At 43.4% G+C, this 15,754-nt stretch carries 18 protein-coding genes, 1 pseudogene and 1 other annotated feature; of the genes and pseudogenes, 5 read left to right on the top strand and 14 right to left on the bottom strand.

All coding sequences use genetic code 11. The features are described 5' to 3' along the window. Positions 1-11: 11 nt before the first annotated feature. Positions 12-1,603: pseudogene (locus DRW41_RS23880) on the bottom strand (GMC family oxidoreductase). Positions 1,604-1,776: 173 nt separating this feature from the next. Next, positions 1,777-2,046, bottom strand: coding sequence for a hypothetical protein (locus tag DRW41_RS08755; protein WP_115451566.1), 270 nt, complete (start codon positions 2,044-2,046; stop codon positions 1,777-1,779). Positions 2,047-2,251: 205 nt separating this feature from the next. Between DRW41_RS08755 and DRW41_RS08750 the strand changes: the two genes are divergently transcribed. Together DRW41_RS08750 and DRW41_RS08745 are read left to right on the top strand one after the other, a co-directional pair. After that, positions 2,252-2,704, top strand: a complete 453-nt coding sequence (locus tag DRW41_RS08750) for a hypothetical protein (protein ID WP_115451565.1) — start codon at positions 2,252-2,254, stop codon at positions 2,702-2,704. Positions 2,705-2,730: 26 nt separating this feature from the next. Beyond that, positions 2,731-3,087, top strand: a complete 357-nt coding sequence (locus DRW41_RS08745) for a hypothetical protein (protein ID WP_115451564.1) — start codon at positions 2,731-2,733, stop codon at positions 3,085-3,087. A gap of 260 nt (positions 3,088-3,347) precedes the next feature. Here the strand turns inward: DRW41_RS08745 and DRW41_RS08740 are convergent, their stop codons facing one another. From DRW41_RS08740 to DRW41_RS08725, 4 genes are all read right to left on the bottom strand, one after another. Next, positions 3,348-4,295, bottom strand: coding sequence for a phosphotransferase enzyme family protein (locus tag DRW41_RS08740; protein ID WP_115451563.1), 948 nt, complete (start codon positions 4,293-4,295; stop codon positions 3,348-3,350). A 74-nt stretch (positions 4,296-4,369) separates the two neighbouring features. Next, the gene (locus DRW41_RS08735; RefSeq protein WP_115451562.1) at positions 4,370-5,266 is read right to left on the bottom strand and encodes an RCC1 domain-containing protein; all 897 of its coding nucleotides are present in this window, start codon (positions 5,264-5,266) and stop codon (positions 4,370-4,372) included. A 134-nt stretch (positions 5,267-5,400) separates the two neighbouring features. Then, positions 5,401-5,658, bottom strand: a complete 258-nt coding sequence (locus DRW41_RS08730; protein WP_115451561.1) for a hypothetical protein — start codon at positions 5,656-5,658, stop codon at positions 5,401-5,403. Positions 5,659-5,772: 114 nt separating this feature from the next. Then, positions 5,773-6,213 (bottom strand): NUDIX hydrolase, encoded by a 441-nt coding sequence (locus DRW41_RS08725; RefSeq protein ID WP_115451560.1) that lies wholly within the window; start codon positions 6,211-6,213, stop codon positions 5,773-5,775. 169 nt (positions 6,214-6,382) lie between these two features. Here DRW41_RS08725 and DRW41_RS08720 point away from each other — a divergent pair, with 169 nt between their 5' ends. Then, positions 6,383-7,192, top strand: a complete 810-nt coding sequence (locus tag DRW41_RS08720; protein WP_115451559.1) for a DODA-type extradiol aromatic ring-opening family dioxygenase — start codon at positions 6,383-6,385, stop codon at positions 7,190-7,192. A gap of 86 nt (positions 7,193-7,278) precedes the next feature. Here DRW41_RS08720 and DRW41_RS08715 read toward each other — a convergent pair whose 3' ends face one another. From DRW41_RS08715 to DRW41_RS08700, 4 genes are all read right to left on the bottom strand, one after another. Then, on the bottom strand, positions 7,279-7,716 hold the full coding sequence (locus tag DRW41_RS08715) for a YybH family protein (protein WP_115451558.1): 438 nt from the start codon (positions 7,714-7,716) through the stop codon (positions 7,279-7,281). A gap of 193 nt (positions 7,717-7,909) precedes the next feature. After that, on the bottom strand, positions 7,910-8,260 hold the full coding sequence (locus tag DRW41_RS08710) for a hypothetical protein (protein ID WP_115451557.1): 351 nt from the start codon (positions 8,258-8,260) through the stop codon (positions 7,910-7,912). Positions 8,261-8,284: 24 nt separating this feature from the next. Beyond that, positions 8,285-8,500, bottom strand: a complete 216-nt coding sequence (locus tag DRW41_RS08705; protein WP_115451556.1) for a hypothetical protein — start codon at positions 8,498-8,500, stop codon at positions 8,285-8,287. Positions 8,501-8,530: 30 nt separating this feature from the next. Next, complete coding sequence (locus DRW41_RS08700; protein ID WP_115451664.1) at positions 8,531-8,974, bottom strand: GNAT family N-acetyltransferase; 444 nt, start codon at positions 8,972-8,974, stop codon at positions 8,531-8,533. A 138-nt stretch (positions 8,975-9,112) separates the two neighbouring features. Between DRW41_RS08700 and DRW41_RS08695 the strand changes: the two genes are divergently transcribed. Both DRW41_RS08695 and ileS read left to right on the top strand, forming a co-directional pair. Further along, positions 9,113-9,259, top strand: coding sequence for a YjcZ family sporulation protein (locus tag DRW41_RS08695; protein ID WP_115451555.1), 147 nt, complete (start codon positions 9,113-9,115; stop codon positions 9,257-9,259). 295 nt (positions 9,260-9,554) lie between these two features. Beyond that, positions 9,555-9,792, top strand: a binding site (T-box leader). Between the two features lie 60 nt (positions 9,793-9,852). Next, on the top strand, positions 9,853-12,945 hold the full coding sequence (gene ileS, locus DRW41_RS08690) for an isoleucine--tRNA ligase (RefSeq protein WP_115451554.1): 3,093 nt from the start codon (positions 9,853-9,855) through the stop codon (positions 12,943-12,945). Between the two features lie 122 nt (positions 12,946-13,067). Here ileS and DRW41_RS08685 read toward each other — a convergent pair whose 3' ends face one another. The 4 genes from DRW41_RS08685 to DRW41_RS08670 form a co-directional block, all read right to left on the bottom strand. Next, a complete protein-coding gene (locus tag DRW41_RS08685) occupies positions 13,068-13,427 on the bottom strand; it encodes a hypothetical protein (protein WP_115451553.1) in 360 nt (119 codons plus the stop codon). 263 nt (positions 13,428-13,690) lie between these two features. Continuing rightward, positions 13,691-14,644, bottom strand: coding sequence for an NAD(P)-dependent alcohol dehydrogenase (locus DRW41_RS08680; protein ID WP_115451552.1), 954 nt, complete (start codon positions 14,642-14,644; stop codon positions 13,691-13,693). 130 nt (positions 14,645-14,774) lie between these two features. Beyond that, a complete protein-coding gene (locus tag DRW41_RS08675) occupies positions 14,775-15,113 on the bottom strand; it encodes a DUF1801 domain-containing protein (protein ID WP_115451551.1) in 339 nt (112 codons plus the stop codon). 48 nt (positions 15,114-15,161) lie between these two features. Then, the gene (locus DRW41_RS08670; protein WP_115451550.1) at positions 15,162-15,521 is read right to left on the bottom strand and encodes a VOC family protein; all 360 of its coding nucleotides are present in this window, start codon (positions 15,519-15,521) and stop codon (positions 15,162-15,164) included. Positions 15,522-15,754 lie beyond the last annotated feature (233 nt).

Raw genomic sequence — 15,754 nt, 5'->3', positions numbered from 1 at the left:
GGCTTTTTCATTTAGTAAGTTTCTCCGAGGTTTTCATCCAGTAAATTACGGGCAATCGTATAGCCTATCAGATAGGCGGCAGCGGACGTGTTGCCGTCAACCGTAAACGGAACAATCGAAGCGTCTGCAACAAGTAAATTTTCCACTCCGTACACCCTGCCGCGGTTATCAACAACACCGCCTTTTTCAAAAGGCGCCATTCTTAAAAAGCTTTGCTGGTGATGGTTATGTCCGAAGTTTTCCTTAATGTAATCTTCAAGTTCAGCGTCATTATCAATCGTTTCCATGGAAGGGGCCATTAGCCGGTATGCCGGATCGATTTTGGACAGTTTCATTGCTATTGGCTTGATGTACTCTCTGTAAATTGCTTTTATACTTTCCATATCGTATCGGTGGTTGAGGAATCCTTCGTCAGCCAGTACAATCTTCAACGGATCATCATTTTGGATTCTTATATTCCCTCTGCTCCTTGGCTGGAGGAAAATGATGATGAGATTCAGTTTTCCCTCAGATACTGCGCCTACCAATTGAACGCTTCTGCGGCTTCCACTTTTATCAAACGGATGCGGCAGGAAAGCTCCTCCCGTGTATAAGGCAAATGGATCCTTTTGGTCACCCACATCTCTTTGGTTCATTGAAAAAACAGCTGTATTCAGAGTATGGTTCACCAGGTTCTTACCAACGTTCGGATTGTTGAAAATGACTGGTAACCCCGCCTTTGCGAGATCCCTTGCAGGGCCGATTCCTGATAGCATCAATAGATGAGGGCTGTTGATCCCAGCGGATACTATTACTTTTTTCCGGGCAAACGCCTTAATCTCTTTGCCTTCCCTGAGCATCTCAACCCCAATTGCCTTATTTCCTCTAAAAAGAATTCTAAGTGCTGTTGTCCTAAAAAAGACCCTCAATTTCCGGCCATTAACCCCATATCCATCCGGTGTCATAATGTCCTGGGATAAAAATGCAGTGGAAGAACTCTCCCTTCTTCCATGGGGTTTTGGAATAACTGCCATTGTGTAAATGCTCCAATCGGAGTCGACGGGTCATTATAATCATCAATAATTTCTACACCCGCCGCTTCAGATATCGCCCGCACCACTTTTTTCGATACGTTAGTCGGGTTAGCAGGCGCCTGCCTTATATGAAGCCGTCCACTATATCCGTGGTAGTTTGGATTTTCTGTGGTTCCCAAGAATTTTTCCATCTCTTTAAAGTTTCGAATTGCCTGATTTGGACCCCATCTCCTCCCTAAAAGCCTTTCCCAATTCTGGAGTACAGAAGGAGTCGGCCGAACATATTGTTCCCCGTTGATTGAGGAACCTCCTCCAGACAACCTTCCCGTCGTCCATTCGAACGTCCGGTCATCCACCCCTTCTTGGGGAACCCCTTCCCCCTGCCAAAAATACTGTAGAAAATACTTTTCTTCCAATTCCGGCGCGAACCTTGAATCTTGAATTGGTATATCCCTATCATTATTATCCCCCGCTTCCAAAACGAGGACAGAAGTCTTTTTGTCGTCGGATAAAATCTTTGCAATAACAGCTCCCGCAGGGCCACTGCCAACGACAATATAGTCAAAAACATCATAATTTGGAAACTCCATGATGACTCTCCCTTCCGAATTTATATATTCTATGAATGAAGGGAACCGGAGAGATAGGCAGTGAGACTACTTGTACAAAAATAAAGAATTAGTGCATATGGGGGTTACGGGGAAAAGGAGCGTTGCACACATCAAAAAACCCGCCATGCGACATGGCGGGCTTAGAAATTAATTTAGTCCTCTAGACGTTGGCGCTGTTCCTGGTCTTGATCCTGGTCTGCTTCCGCACGAGAACGTACGCGGGCCTTGGAATCGGAATCCACTCGGATTTCCAAATCAATTTTCGCGTTTCCACTTTCTTCAATTTTTGCGACGTTTGTGTTGAAATCCCGGTTCTTCACCCTGTTCTCATTGTCAACGTCGGTCCTGTTGTCTAACCGATTATCAAACTCGACATCCACTTCAGTTCTGATATCGGTTTCATTCCTTCGTCTTCCAGCCAAAATAATTCCCTCCTTATCGTTTGTAATTACAGTCTATTCATCGCTCCCAAAAAGATATGGACATTTACCCTAGTACAAACATGGAAAAAAACAAAAATCAAAATCATGAATATAATAAAAAAAATCCCTCCATCTGATGCAGCTGTCCATACTTTTTCCCAAATACGGAATACATTGGTACTAAACACGCAAAGGAGGTTTTTATATGGGAGAAGTATGGTATCCATCGATGGGGCCAAGATACAGTGAAAAAGGAGGATTATCTATGGAAGGCTGGTTTCCTGGGTTAGACAGGAGGAGCAGGGGAAGAAGTTCAAGGGTTGAAGAAAGTTCTTCATTTAGGAATATTCGTGATGAATTTGAATCACAAAGTTTCAATTTCGAAAGAAGAAATGTAAATAATAATGTCAGGGAAAGAGTGGATGTAGAAGTCGATGTCGAAAATGAATTCGTAAATGAAATCGATGTGGAAAATGAAAACGACGTAACGAATTTCGACCGAAACAAAAACATCGCAAGAATAAGGAGAAGCGGCAACGCGAAAATCTGCCTGGACATCAATGTAGACGCCGATTCCGCGGCAAGGGTGCGTTCAAGTGCCTTATCCGAACAAGACCAAGAACAAGAACAGAATCAAAGGGAATCTTTTGATTTCTAAGGTTCTGGGAATGTGAGGGGAAACGTATGTCAGAGTCAAAGGAAAGGCAAAATGTGGAGGTTTCGGAAAGGCAAAATGTAGAGGTTTCCGAAGACCAAATCCAAAAGAACATCTCGAAATCCTTGGATAAGAATGAAAACACCTCAAAGATTGGGCATAGCGGAAACTCAAATGTGGATGTAAATGTAAACGTCCAAATTGAAACGAAGGCAATTGCATATGCTTTGCTCTGTTCCTCACTAGCCAGGAAAGAATTGACGAACGAAGAATTTTCCTTCGCAATTAAAAAATTGGAGGAATTAATGCATAAAGAGCAAAAGAAAGAGCCTGAAAACCAAAGGAGACACCCTGGGCCAAGACGGCATCTTTTCGGAAATTTTTAATCGAACCTCCCCTGTAAAACAGGGGAGGATTTCTTTTTTACTAATGATATTCAAATTGTTATTTGAAAAGCCTGTCATATCCCCTCTTCATTCTCAATATACCCAATCTTTTTTTGTACTGTATTGGATAAGGCGCTATCACTGGAACGAAAAATGCTAAAAAAATCCGACAAGAAGAACGACCCGCACACTAGTTTTCCATTCTTCTTTGAGAAGAGCCCTTTCTTTTGAACCGCTTCTATTATTCTCGAAAAAACCCTTTAACGATTAAATACACCTTGTTGATGAATTTTAGGAACGTTTTCTTCTATCCTATCCTTGTTGTCATAGATCCACTTAAACATAGATTTGTTTAATCCATATAAGCTTGGATCTTTTATAAGATAAGCCATAAAGATTGTTTGTATGCTAAGCATTACATACCAGACAGACTTACATTCACTGATCGATAAAGGACTATGCCGGTTATATGCGGCTACAATTTCCCCAACAAAAGGCAGCCACTTCTCCCTTAGTACTTCATCATGGAAAACTTCGCTTAAGATGCTCGTACAGCAATAACAAAGATCAAAAATCCTTACATTAACCTCAGCTATTTCAAAATCGATTACCCCGCTTAGCTTATTGTTTATAAATAACATATTATGTAGGTGCGCATCGCGATGAATGAGCTGCCTTGGCAATTCGCCGACATGCCCTTTTAGGCCAACTTCCAATTCTCTAAACAGCTTCATAAGGTTTTCGCACTCGTCGCCATTACCGATTTCCTTAACCGCATAACCGTAAACCATTTTGTATAGGTTTTTATCAGGGAAATCTTCAAACCCACTAAAGCTGCTCATTAATTTGTTCATCAAAGCAATTGTTTCACCGAGAAGGCGGGGAATTTCCGAGTTATCTAAAGCTTCTTTTATATCAAAGGGCTTGCCTTCCAAGAAAGGATATAAGCAATAGTTTTTCTCTTGGTAGGAGGCAAAAACTTCCCCAGAACTTGTTGCAATCGGATATTGTGTGTTGAACTTATTATCTTTCAGTTGCTTTAAAAGCTTTATTTCCCTCTCAACTTCCTGGGTGCTCCCCTTTTTTTTCAAAATGAACCTCTGTTGGTCGCTAGCAATCAAAAGGGTTGCCCTTTCGGATAAAATCTTACCTTCCTTAATTTGAATTCCCCAGAAAGATGAAATTTGGTTAGCATTGTCTAGGTTCAAACAGTTTTCCTCCGATAAAAATGATTTTGGTTCTACTTCTTACTATATGTAAACAATTCTTGTTGTTATTAAAACTATCTGCCAGGCAGTTGGATGCCACCCCAGCAGCTTACATTACATTGGCCATATTCATTATCACCCACGGCAACCACCGTTCCGTCCGCTTTAAGCCCGACGGTATGGGCGGAACCCGCCGCAATTGCCACAATGTCGCGCCAATCACTTACATTACATTGGCCATACTTATTCCAACCCACAGCTGTTACAGTACCGTCAGGTTTTAGGGCGATTGTATGATTACTGCCCACAGCTATTGCGACAATGCCGTGCCAGCCGCTTACATTGCTTTGGCCATGGTTATTCAAACCCACAGCCGTCACCATACCATCCGATTTCAGGCCGATTGTATGAAGATAACCCGCTCCAATCGCAACAATATCGCACCAGCCGCTTACATTGCATTGGCGATACCGATTATTACCCACGGCGGACACGGTGCCGTCCATTTTAAGACTGATGGTATGCCAGTCGCCTGCCGCGATGGCCACAATATCATGCCAGCCGCTTACCTCGCATTCACCATCATTATTCCGGCCCACAGCTACCGCCGTCCCATCCGATTTAAGCCCAATGGTGCGCCGCCAACCCGCAGCAACCGCTACAATATCACGCCAATCATGTACATCGCATTGGCCATGCCTATTCCAACCCACAGCTGCCACAGAACCGTCAGATCTAAGGCCAATAGTATGAGCATTTCCTGTATTCGTCGCCATGTGAACATTACCGGCCGCGACCGCCGCAATATCGCGCAAGCTGCTTACATTACATTGGCCATTTTTATTATCGCCAACTGCCATCACCGTCCCATCAGATTTAAGCCCAACGGTATGACGACGACCGGCCGCTATCGTATCTTTAGGCCACCGTTTCACCTTTAACGCCACTTCATTCGGTGAAAAGTAATCCATGTTTTACCTCCTTGAACGCGAGTAAAAACCACTAAAATTCGGTATAGTTGTCACTTAAGCAATGTTGAGTGACATCAATACTAAAATTTGCTCCTTTCTCCATCACAATATTTTCTTTTCAAAAGTTAAAAAACTCATTGCGAATAATGCTTGACCCTTTCCCATTCGGCTGTTAGATTGTCTTGCTTTTTCCAGATTTGTCCGTTGCTCTTATCATAGAGATAAAGCCAGCCATCGTTAACGATTAATTCATAGCTTCCCTCTGTATTTTGATCTACACTTATGTGATGCGGGAAACTACTCGACGAAGAAATAATTGCATTGGATATTGACCATGTTGAATAAAGGACAACAACACCTAGAGCAATTATATTAGCGGATAATCCTTTCATTATTACACCTCTTTCTACATTGTTAACAATGTGTTTTCCTCATAGGCTTTATTTTCAGATACAAGCCACCTTGCAGCCAAAGCGGCATATTCATTGAACTCTTCCACCCCAAAATTATAAATCCGCAGCAGGATTCCCCCCGACGAATTTATCAGCAAGCTCAATATAACCCTTCAAATAGACTGGAATATCGGAATGGCCAACGATTTCCTTTGTCGACATCCAGACTACCTCATCCACTTCAGCAGGGCATTTCGCGAAAGCCTCGCCTGATTTATAGTCACACACGAAAACAATATTAACGACATTCAGTCCGCTATCCGTTACGAAGGAAGAACTCGTTACGTAGCGAAGGTTATCGATTTCGATGCCGACTTCTTCACCGATTTCCCTGTGAAGTGTCCTTTCCAAAATTTCAATTGAAGCTCCTTCCTTCTCCACCTTGCCGCCGATAAGGGAAAGCAATCCCCCAGCATGTTCCTCCTTTTCACTGCGTTTAATTAGCAGCCATTTACCATCCTTATTGATTGCGCCTTCCACATTTAAGATGAACATTTGTTTCCTCCCTAATTTTTACAGCCAGTCCTTGCTCTTTCCATACCTATTCGCCACTTTTCCAAATTTCCCCTCTTTCGGGCTACCACTTGTTTCTTTTTTAAAAAGAAGGATTCTTCCCTCTTCTAAGCAAATTAGTAATACAAACTCTTTAAGGTGGTTGTCGTCGATGAATCCATTTGTATTTGCGTGTATTACTCCGCACGGAGGCGAAATTATTCCTGAATTGCAGGGCGCCATGCCTGAACGGATGGCTAAAACGAGAGAAAATATGGTGAAGCTCGGGGGATGGATGAGCGATGCCATGCCGGATAGTTTAATCGTTCTGACGCCACATGGGACGCGGATTAACGGACGGTTTTCCATAACCGATTCGGAAAGGATGGAAGGATTTTTAAGAGAAAATGAAGCAGACTTTTCGATGGAGAAAAAGGTTGACCGGGAGCTCGCCAAATTGATCAACAGGCAAGCTGCTGCTGACGGCGTGCCGGCTTCGACGATTAATTATGGTACGGCGGCCGGCCCAATTTCCTGCCTGCCTCTTGATTGGGGCGTGATGGTCCCGCTCCGGTTTATGCCGGATGTTCCGGTTGTTGTGATTACACCTTCCAGGGAAATGTCCTTCGAGGACCATATCAATTTAGGGAAAGCACTTAGGAAGGCCGTAACGCAATCCGGAAAACGGGTAGGACTGATTGCAAGCTGCGATTGGGCGCACGCCCATGATGCCGATGGCCCGTACGGTTTTGACCCGGCAGCGCGCCAATTCGATGAGGAGACGGTCGGACTGATTCAATCGAATAACTTGGAAAAGATGGCTGAATTCCAAGAAGACTTTATCGAAGCGGCCAAGCCGGACGGAATCTGGCAAACTCTGATTCTCGCAGGAGCCATTCCTTTTGAGGAAAGAAAAGTCGAATTCCTTTCTTATGAAGCGCCGACTTATTTCGGGCTGATTTGCGCCGGGTATCATGCGTAAGAAAAGAAATGAGTGGCATTCGGAATATTCGATTGCCACTCATTTTTATGTAGAGAGATGGCGGCGACATCCCTCGTGCGAAAGTGTTACCTCAAGTTAAAAATCCCTCCGCCGGTTTCACCATTTATGGGCAGTGATGAATGTTCATGTGCAATGGCCCAAACATCATTTTCTTTTTTAAAACAATAGGTGAACCGATTTGTGATTTGACGCAGTTTGTCTCCAGATTCTTCGTTATGAGCCGCAAATGTAACAGCACAATGGGCAAATGCCAAATCCGAGTTTTCTTCCACTACTAAATCTGTAAACATTACTTTAAGTAAAACACCTTCCTCACTTAAACCAGTAAACCACCCTGTCACCATGTCCCTCAATCCGGCAACACCCGTAACCTCCCAGCTATCCCAGCAATCATACATATGGATGTCATCAGCGTATGAAGATAAGAATTTCTCAACATCTTTTTCATAAACGGAAGATTGATAGTTTTCCAAGACATCTTTAACTCTGGTAAAACCCGCCATTAAGAGTCAGCTCCCTTATCGTATTCTTAAATCCATATTTATTGCTTGCCGTTAATACATTCTTTGTCTAAGAGATTTTTCCTTCTAAATTTGGAGAGGCAATCATAATTGGCATTCCGGTGGAAACGGCCTGACAGTTTAAAAAAGGCAGTTGATTCTTTTGCGAATCGGGCCGCCCTGTTTTATGGAATCCTTATTTTCTCATGCCCATGCCTATTGCTTCGCCGGTTTTTTTATCCAAGTAGACGCTGATAGGACCTAAACTACCTTCGTCTTTTGTTTTAAAAGAAATGATCAGAACTTCTTTGCCTTTGATGTTGATTAAAGTCCTTATCATTTCATCCATGATTTTCGTGTCTTCGGAAACTTTCTCCTCCCTGACCTGTGCGAGATTGGCATTCTTGATGGATTTCTGTGAAACAGGATCAATATAGCCGTACGCCCTTTTAATTTCGGTGTGATACGTAAACGAATCGACAAACGAAATAAACAGGAGGACGAAAAACGGAACGGACAAAAGAAGTAGGAATCCAGCTTTTCTCATTACGGCCTCCCGGGAGTTTGAGACTTAAGTACTTTTAATAATTTCAAAAACCTTTCTAGTCGTTGCAACCGAGGCTGGGACAAGGATTACGACCGAAACAAAAATCTGCACCATCACCAATACGTTTAGAAAAGAAGGGTCAAACAACATTTCTATATACCGGTACAAGTAACTGAACAGCTTAAAGTAAATCACAAAAAAGATAAGGATAAAAAAATAATAAATCAGTTTTTTTGCCATCTTGAAATTCGATCCCTCACTTCTTTTACCTTAGTTAATTTCGTACACAAGCCACTCCGATAGCTTCCCGCCCATTTTTTCATACAGCGATTGGGCTGCCAGGTTGTCTTTTGCGGTTTCCCAGGTCATGGACGCGAAGCCGTTTTCCCGGATATATCCCAAACTGGCTTGGAACAGCTTTTCCCCAACCTTCTTCCCCCTCGACTCGGGAACCACAAATAAATCATTGAGGATTGCCTGCCGCTTTACCTTCAGGGTGCTGAACGTAAAATACAATGTGGCGAACCCAATCAACTCCCCATTTTCTTCCGCCACGAACTGAAGCCCGCTTGAAGGCGCCTCCATTAAATGGGTGATTAAGCCCTTTAACTTATCCTCTTCAGGTTCAGGCTGCTTGTAGAAATCAACTATGTATTGTCTCATGAGTTTATAAAGCCTGTTGACATCTTGATAGGCAGCCGGCCTAATTTCCATATTTCGATTCACACGGTTTCTCTCCCTATAGTAGATTTTTTATGTTATTAAAAATTCCCAATACTCCGCTCTTGCCTATACCTAACCCAGAATCGTGACATATGGTATGGTATCTTCTATCCAAAGGTGGTGTTGTTCATGTTCGGTTATGGTGGAGGCTTCGGTTACGGAGGCTGCGGTTACGGTTATGGCGGAGTTGGTGGCTTTGGCTGGGGCGGCGGTTTCGCTCTAATCATTGTCCTTTTCATCTTATTAATTATCATTGGTGCTACAATTTGTTGGTAGTGCGTTTCCTAATTCAATCAACCCAGCCGTCCATCGATCCATATTCCCTAAACCGCATCAAAAGTATTTTCACAAACCTCACTATTCTATAACTTCTTTGCGCTAAGACTCCTCCGCTGTCTTGGCGTATTTTTTTACAAATCACTCTCAATTCCCTAAAAAGACGATTACTAAAATTATCCTTCGGGGCATGCATTTGCCTAATTTTAACATAAAATAGGTTAATGATTGCCGTTTAAATTAATCTCTTGACGGTTCAGCCTCAGGTTGTTACAATAAATTCCAATAAAAGCATACAAATTCGTTGATGAGAAAAAGTAGCGTTTCGTCTTGATCCACAGAGAGCCGGCACTTTGGTGCAAGCTGGCGTTCGAGTGTTACGTGAAAATCCTCTCTGAGAAGCCAGGCTGAACATGCAGTAAGCCTGGACGGAAGTCCGCCGTTACAAGGAACGCGTATGATTGTACGTTGCTAAGTGCTATTGATCGGATCAATAGAATTAGGGTGGTATCGCGGTTAACCCCGTCCCTTGTCTGGGATGGGGTTTTTTGTGTGCTTTTAGAATACTTTTTTTAAAAAAAGGAGCGATATCGATGAACTCTAATCAAAAACAGGAGTCCGTTGTCGGGCGTGAGGAACGGATCCGGAATTACTGGACGGAAAGGAATACTTTCAGGGAATCGGTGCTGCAGAGGCAAAGTGATATACCGTTTGTCTTTTACGAAGGGCCTCCGACAGCAAATGGCCTTCCCCACGTTGGCCATGCGTTTGGGCGGACAATCAAGGATGTGGTGGCCAGGTATAAAACGATGCAAGGTTTCCTTGTTGAGCGAAAAGCTGGCTGGGATACGCACGGGCTTCCAGTCGAACTTGGGGTCGAAAAGCAGCTCGGCATATCAGGAAAGCAGGAAATCGAGAAATACGGCATTGAGGATTTTATCAAAAAATGCAAGGAGAGCGTGTTCACGTACGAGAAAAAATGGCGTTCCTTTACTGAGGAATTGGGCTACTGGGTCGATATGGACCAGCCATATTTAACGTTGAGCAACGAGTATATCGAAAGTGTTTGGAACATCCTCGGCAAGGTCCATGGCGACGGACTTTTGTATAAGGGCCATCGGGTATCGCCATACTGCCCGAGCTGCCAGACTTCGTTAAGCTCGCATGAGGTGGCCCAGGGCTATAAGGATGTAAAGGACTTATCGGCGACTGTTAAATTCAGGATGGAAGACCGGGAGAATGAGTATTTCCTTGGCTGGACGACCACACCATGGACGCTGCCGGCAAATGTTGCGCTGGCCATGAATCCTGACATGGCGTATGTGCGGGCAAAAAAGGATGGCGAGGTATATATCGTCGCCAAATCGCTCGCCGAAATGGTGCTTGGGGACTGCGAATTGCTGGGCGAGCATAGCGGCCGTGAATTTGAAGGTGTGTGTTATGTGCCGCCTTTCAATTATGTGGCCGTCGAGAAAGGCCTTGAAGTTGTGATGGCGGAGTATGTGACGGAGGACAGCGGAACCGGGATTGTCCATATCGCACCTGCCTACGGGGAAGATGACTACAAAACCGTCCAGCAAAACGGCTTCTCGTTCATCAATGTCGTTGATGCACGCGGCTGCTATACGGCTGAGGTGACGGAACTCGCGGGGAAATTCGTGAAGGACTGCGATGTCGACATCATCAAAATGCTCGCTGAGCGGGGAACGCTTTACCATAAAGAAAAATACGAGCACAGCTATCCACACTGCTGGCGCTGCGACTCTCCACTGCTTTACTATGCGACAGACAGCTGGTTTATCAAGATGTCGGCGCTAAAGGACAAAATGCTTACCAACAACGCCGGGGTGAACTGGTATCCTTACCATATTAAAGAGGGCCGATTCGGGAATTTCCTTGAAAATCTCGTTGACTGGAACATCAGCCGGAACCGGTATTGGGGTACACCGCTGAATGTCTGGGTTTGTACAGCTTGCGGGCATGAGGAAGCACCGCGCAGCATCGCTGCCCTTCAAAAGCTCGCTGCAACTGATGTCCCGGACAATAATGAGCTCCACAAGCCATCTATCGACGAGGTCCAATGCACTTGCCCGGAATGCGGCGGAGCCATGTACCGGACGCCTGAGGTCATCGATGTGTGGTTCGATAGCGGTTCGATGCCGTTTGCTCAGTACCATTATCCTTTTGAAAATAACGATAAATTCCATGCCCAGTTCCCTGCGGATGTTGTAATCGAGGGAATTGACCAGACAAGAGGATTTTTCTATAGCCTGCTTGCGGTTTCGACCCTTTTTACTGGCAAGGCGCCTTATAAAAATGTGTTGTCGCTTGGACATGTGCTTGATGAACACGGCCAGAAAATGTCCAAGAGCAAAGGAAACGCGCTCGACCCGGATGAATTGATGAAGGAATACGGAGCGGATGCCCTGCGCTGGGCTTTCCTAGTTGACAGTTCGCCATGGAATCCGAAGCGTTTTTCGAAAAAAATTGTCCAGGATGCCAGGTCCAAACTCGTTGATACGCTTGATAATACGTATAAATTCTTTGCCCTTTATGCGAATATTGATGACTTCGACTATAACCCCGACCAAACTGGTAAGCGGACCGTATTGGATCATTGGGTGCTTTCACGGTTGAATCGGACAGTCAGCGAAGTCGAAACGCACATGGACCGGTTCCAATTCACCCAAGCCGCCCGCGAGATTGCCGCATTTGTCGACGAACTGAGCAACTGGTATGTACGGCGGTCGAGAACGAGATTTTGGGCGAGCGGACTTTCCGAGGATAAGGTTGGTGCCTATTCAACACTTTTTGAAACGCTGAGCACACTCAGCCGCCTGCTCGCTCCGTTTGTTCCCTATCTCTCCGAGGATATCCATTTAAAGCTTCATCAGGAGAGCGTCCATCTGCAGGATTATCCTCAGGCTGATCTTTCAATGATTGATCAAGAGCTTGAGGAAGATATGCAAGCCGTTCTGAAAATTGTCGAGCTCGGCCGAAGCATCCGCAATGCCGGCAACCTGAAGGTAAAACAGCCTTTAAAGCAGCTCATTGTGTGGCGCAAGGACAGCGGGCACCGTCTGGACGCCTATACCGGCATCATCAAAGATGAACTTAACGTAAAGGAAGTGGTCTTTACTGATGATTTATCCCGGTACGAATCCAGCGTTATTAAGCTGAATTTTAAAACCGCTGGCGCGGCGTTTGGAAAGCTGGTAAACGAAGTAAAGGCTTATGTTAATCAATTATCCAATTTCGAGAAGGGATTCTTATTGGAAAATGGCCAGCTGAAAATTGAGGTTAACGGGCAAACCGTGACATTGAACAAGGAGCATGTCCATGTCGACCATGTCGTTGCTCTGGGATTTGAAATAGCGTGCGACCAGCAAATGAAGGTCTTGCTTGATGTAAAACTCACCCCGGAACTGCTAGAGGAAGGCCATGTCCGGGACCTCATCCGCGCGATCCAGGATACCCGCAAAAAACTCGATTTACCGGTTGAAAAGTACATCGGGGTCACTGTCGAGGCATCCGAATCCAGCAAGGAAATCCTCCAACGGTTTGAGGCGCTCATCAAAGAAAATGTTCTCGTCAGGGAGATTTCCTATTGCCCGCTAAGCGAGTCTGGCAACAGCTTTGAAGTGAAATTCGGAGATGGGGCTGTGAAGGTTTCATTGAGTTATTAAAAATAAAGTACTGCGGACAGGGTTGCTTACAGTTCTGTTTTGCAGTGCTTTCTCTTTGGATTTTTTCTATACTTAGCTGACGTAAGTATTTACACCTAACTAGAAATCTTAATAAGAAATTTCTATGCTAATTTTTGCTTTTGAAATCCATATCTATATAAACCTAACAAATGAGGATACAGTACAATAAACGTAAAAATCGCACCAAAAATCAACTCTTCCTGGGAAGATGCTTCTTTAAACCTATAATAAAGTGTAGTTACAATTACATCTATTACAGAAATTATGAATATGATTTTCCAAAAAGATTGTAAATAGAATTGTTTCTTGTATACATAACCATATAGACCTACTGTGTTAATAACGTTAATCATCAAACTCACAATATGGATTACAGTTCCTGCTAAACCATATTCATTTTTTAAAAACATTGACACGATCAACAAAACTACCATAATCCAAAAATATATTTTCCAAAGCATCTTAATACCTCACGTTATTTTATATGTACCATTGTTTACTTATTTATTTCCTTAGAAAGTATTACTTCTTAAATCTTAACAGCATATTCCATTGGTTTGAATATGAATTTTTCCCTTATTGTACTAACCCCCCTCTGATTTATTCGCGTAAAATCAACTCTGCAGATTATAAATCATAAGCCAGCGTTAATGGTAGATTCTTTTTTGAAAAAGAAAAAAGCGCTAATCCTTAACTGGATTAACACCCCATATATGTATTATTACTATTTGATTTTTATAACAATCTTTCCCTTCGTACGCCCGCTTGCTATATGCCGGTGAGCCTCTACGATCTGTTCCAAAGGGAAGCATTTCTCAATGACAGGTTTTAATTTTCCTTCCTCCACAAGACCACGTAAGAAATCTAAATCTGTATCATTCGGTTTTGCAAGATGAATCTTTGCTTTTTTTCGTCCAATCAAAGAACCCATTATTAATTGAATGGGGTGATACTTTGGTTTGAGTGGATTTTCTGTAATGTAAACTCCCGTATCGGTCAGAGAGCGCAAACAACTGAAAAAGGTCCGCTTCGCAACCGCATCGAGAATGACATCGTACTTCTTCCCGTTTTTCGCGAAATCTTCCTTGGTATAATCGATTACGTAATGTGCCCCAAGTTCTTTAACCCACTGAAGGTTCGACGTACTGCAAACCGCAGTTACTTCAGCCCCAAAGTATCTGGCAAGCTGAACAGCAAAGTGTCCAACGCCACCTGACGCACCATAGATCAAGACTCTTTGGCCTTCCTTTACCTGAGCAACATTTCGTAATGCTTGCAGCGCTGTTTGGGCAGCACAAGGTATAGCCGCTGCCTCCTCAAAAGTGGCGTTTTTAGGCATATGGCTTAAGGAATTCTCACGCGGTGAGACATATTCGGAATGCGATCCGAAACAACTCCCAAAAACCTGGTCACCTGCTTTAAATCTTTGTACGTTTTTACCGACTGCCTCAATCGTACCCGCAACATCAATGCCCAGTATGGAATTTTTGGGTTTTGTTAGTCCATTATCCAACCTTGAAGGCAAATAGCCCTTTCGGTACAAATTGTCTAAAGCATTGACCGAGGCACAGTGCACTCTAATCAGCACTCTATCATCATCCTTGATGGTTGGCTGGTCGACATCCTTTATCTCCAAGACGTCAGGGGGACCAAAGGTACTATAAACAGCTGCTCTCACCTGTGTATTACCTCCTTAATAATTGGAAAAGTTCTTCTGGCTGCTGGGGAAGTTTTCAGTTAAGTCGATATTTGAATAAAAAGCAAGGATCCTTCAAACAGTATCCTTGCTTTTGTATATTCATATGGAGTTATAATGAACCGGATGCCTGATCCAGCAAATCAGAAAGTAACTCGTAATCTGGCGAATCACCTTCACGAATTTTGAGCCATTTTCGTTCTGCTGGACCGTCAAAACCCTTAGGGAAATCCAGATCAGAGGTGTTCATAATAATAAACGCAATGGCATCCTTGGAGGGAGAAATTACCGCCGCGTATTTCCCATTCTTTAAGAAATGTGGCTTTTTGTATTGAATCCGCTCGTCGGCTCCTGGGATCGTTTTATGGACTAGATGGCGAAGTTGATTACAAACTTCCATCTTCCAGGGCTGATCAAGACCTTCGATAAAAGAGGAAACCTCCTGGTTCATTGCAGCACAGCTCCTTCCTTAAAAAATCTGTCTTCCTAAACTTAATTATTATGCATTTTCATTTGGTTGGAATAAACCAAACAGAAGTCCTTCGGGATCCTGGCAGTATGCAACAAATCCACGTCCTGGGAGTGCCATTTTGGGATATATCGTTTCTCCGCCATTTTCTTTGACTTTTTCCAACGATTCTTCCAGATTAGTTACTTCAATTGTATTAATTACACGAGCTTGGCCATCGGGAGAGGGTAAGATTCCACCAGTTACTTCAACGCCTTCTTCATCCGTAGTTACAAAATTGTATCCGTAATCCCCATACGGCTCTATCTTCCATCCAAAAATAGTTCTGTAAAATTCGATCGTCTTTTCAGTATTTGCTACCTGCATTTCAAAGTGGGTTATACGGTTCATATATATCCTCCTTTAGCATGATAATACCATTACCATTGTAGCTAAATTGGAATAAATTAACAATATTATTGTCCCATAGCTTTACCAATACTAACTACCCTTGAAAAATATTAAGATCATAAATCTGGGAGATAACTGTACATATCTCTCCATTTTGGCTGCATACGTACTTATATTGTTTTATTGACTAAATTTGTTTATAATCACATTCTTTACATTCCTTTAAATCCCCG

The sequence above is a fragment of the Neobacillus piezotolerans genome (genome assembly GCF_003362805.1).
GTDB classification, from domain to species: Bacteria; Bacillota; Bacilli; order Bacillales; family Cytobacillaceae; genus Bacillus_D; species Bacillus_D piezotolerans.
Note: the sequence above shows the minus strand (reverse complement) of the source record. Positions and strands in the feature narration are given on the sequence as shown.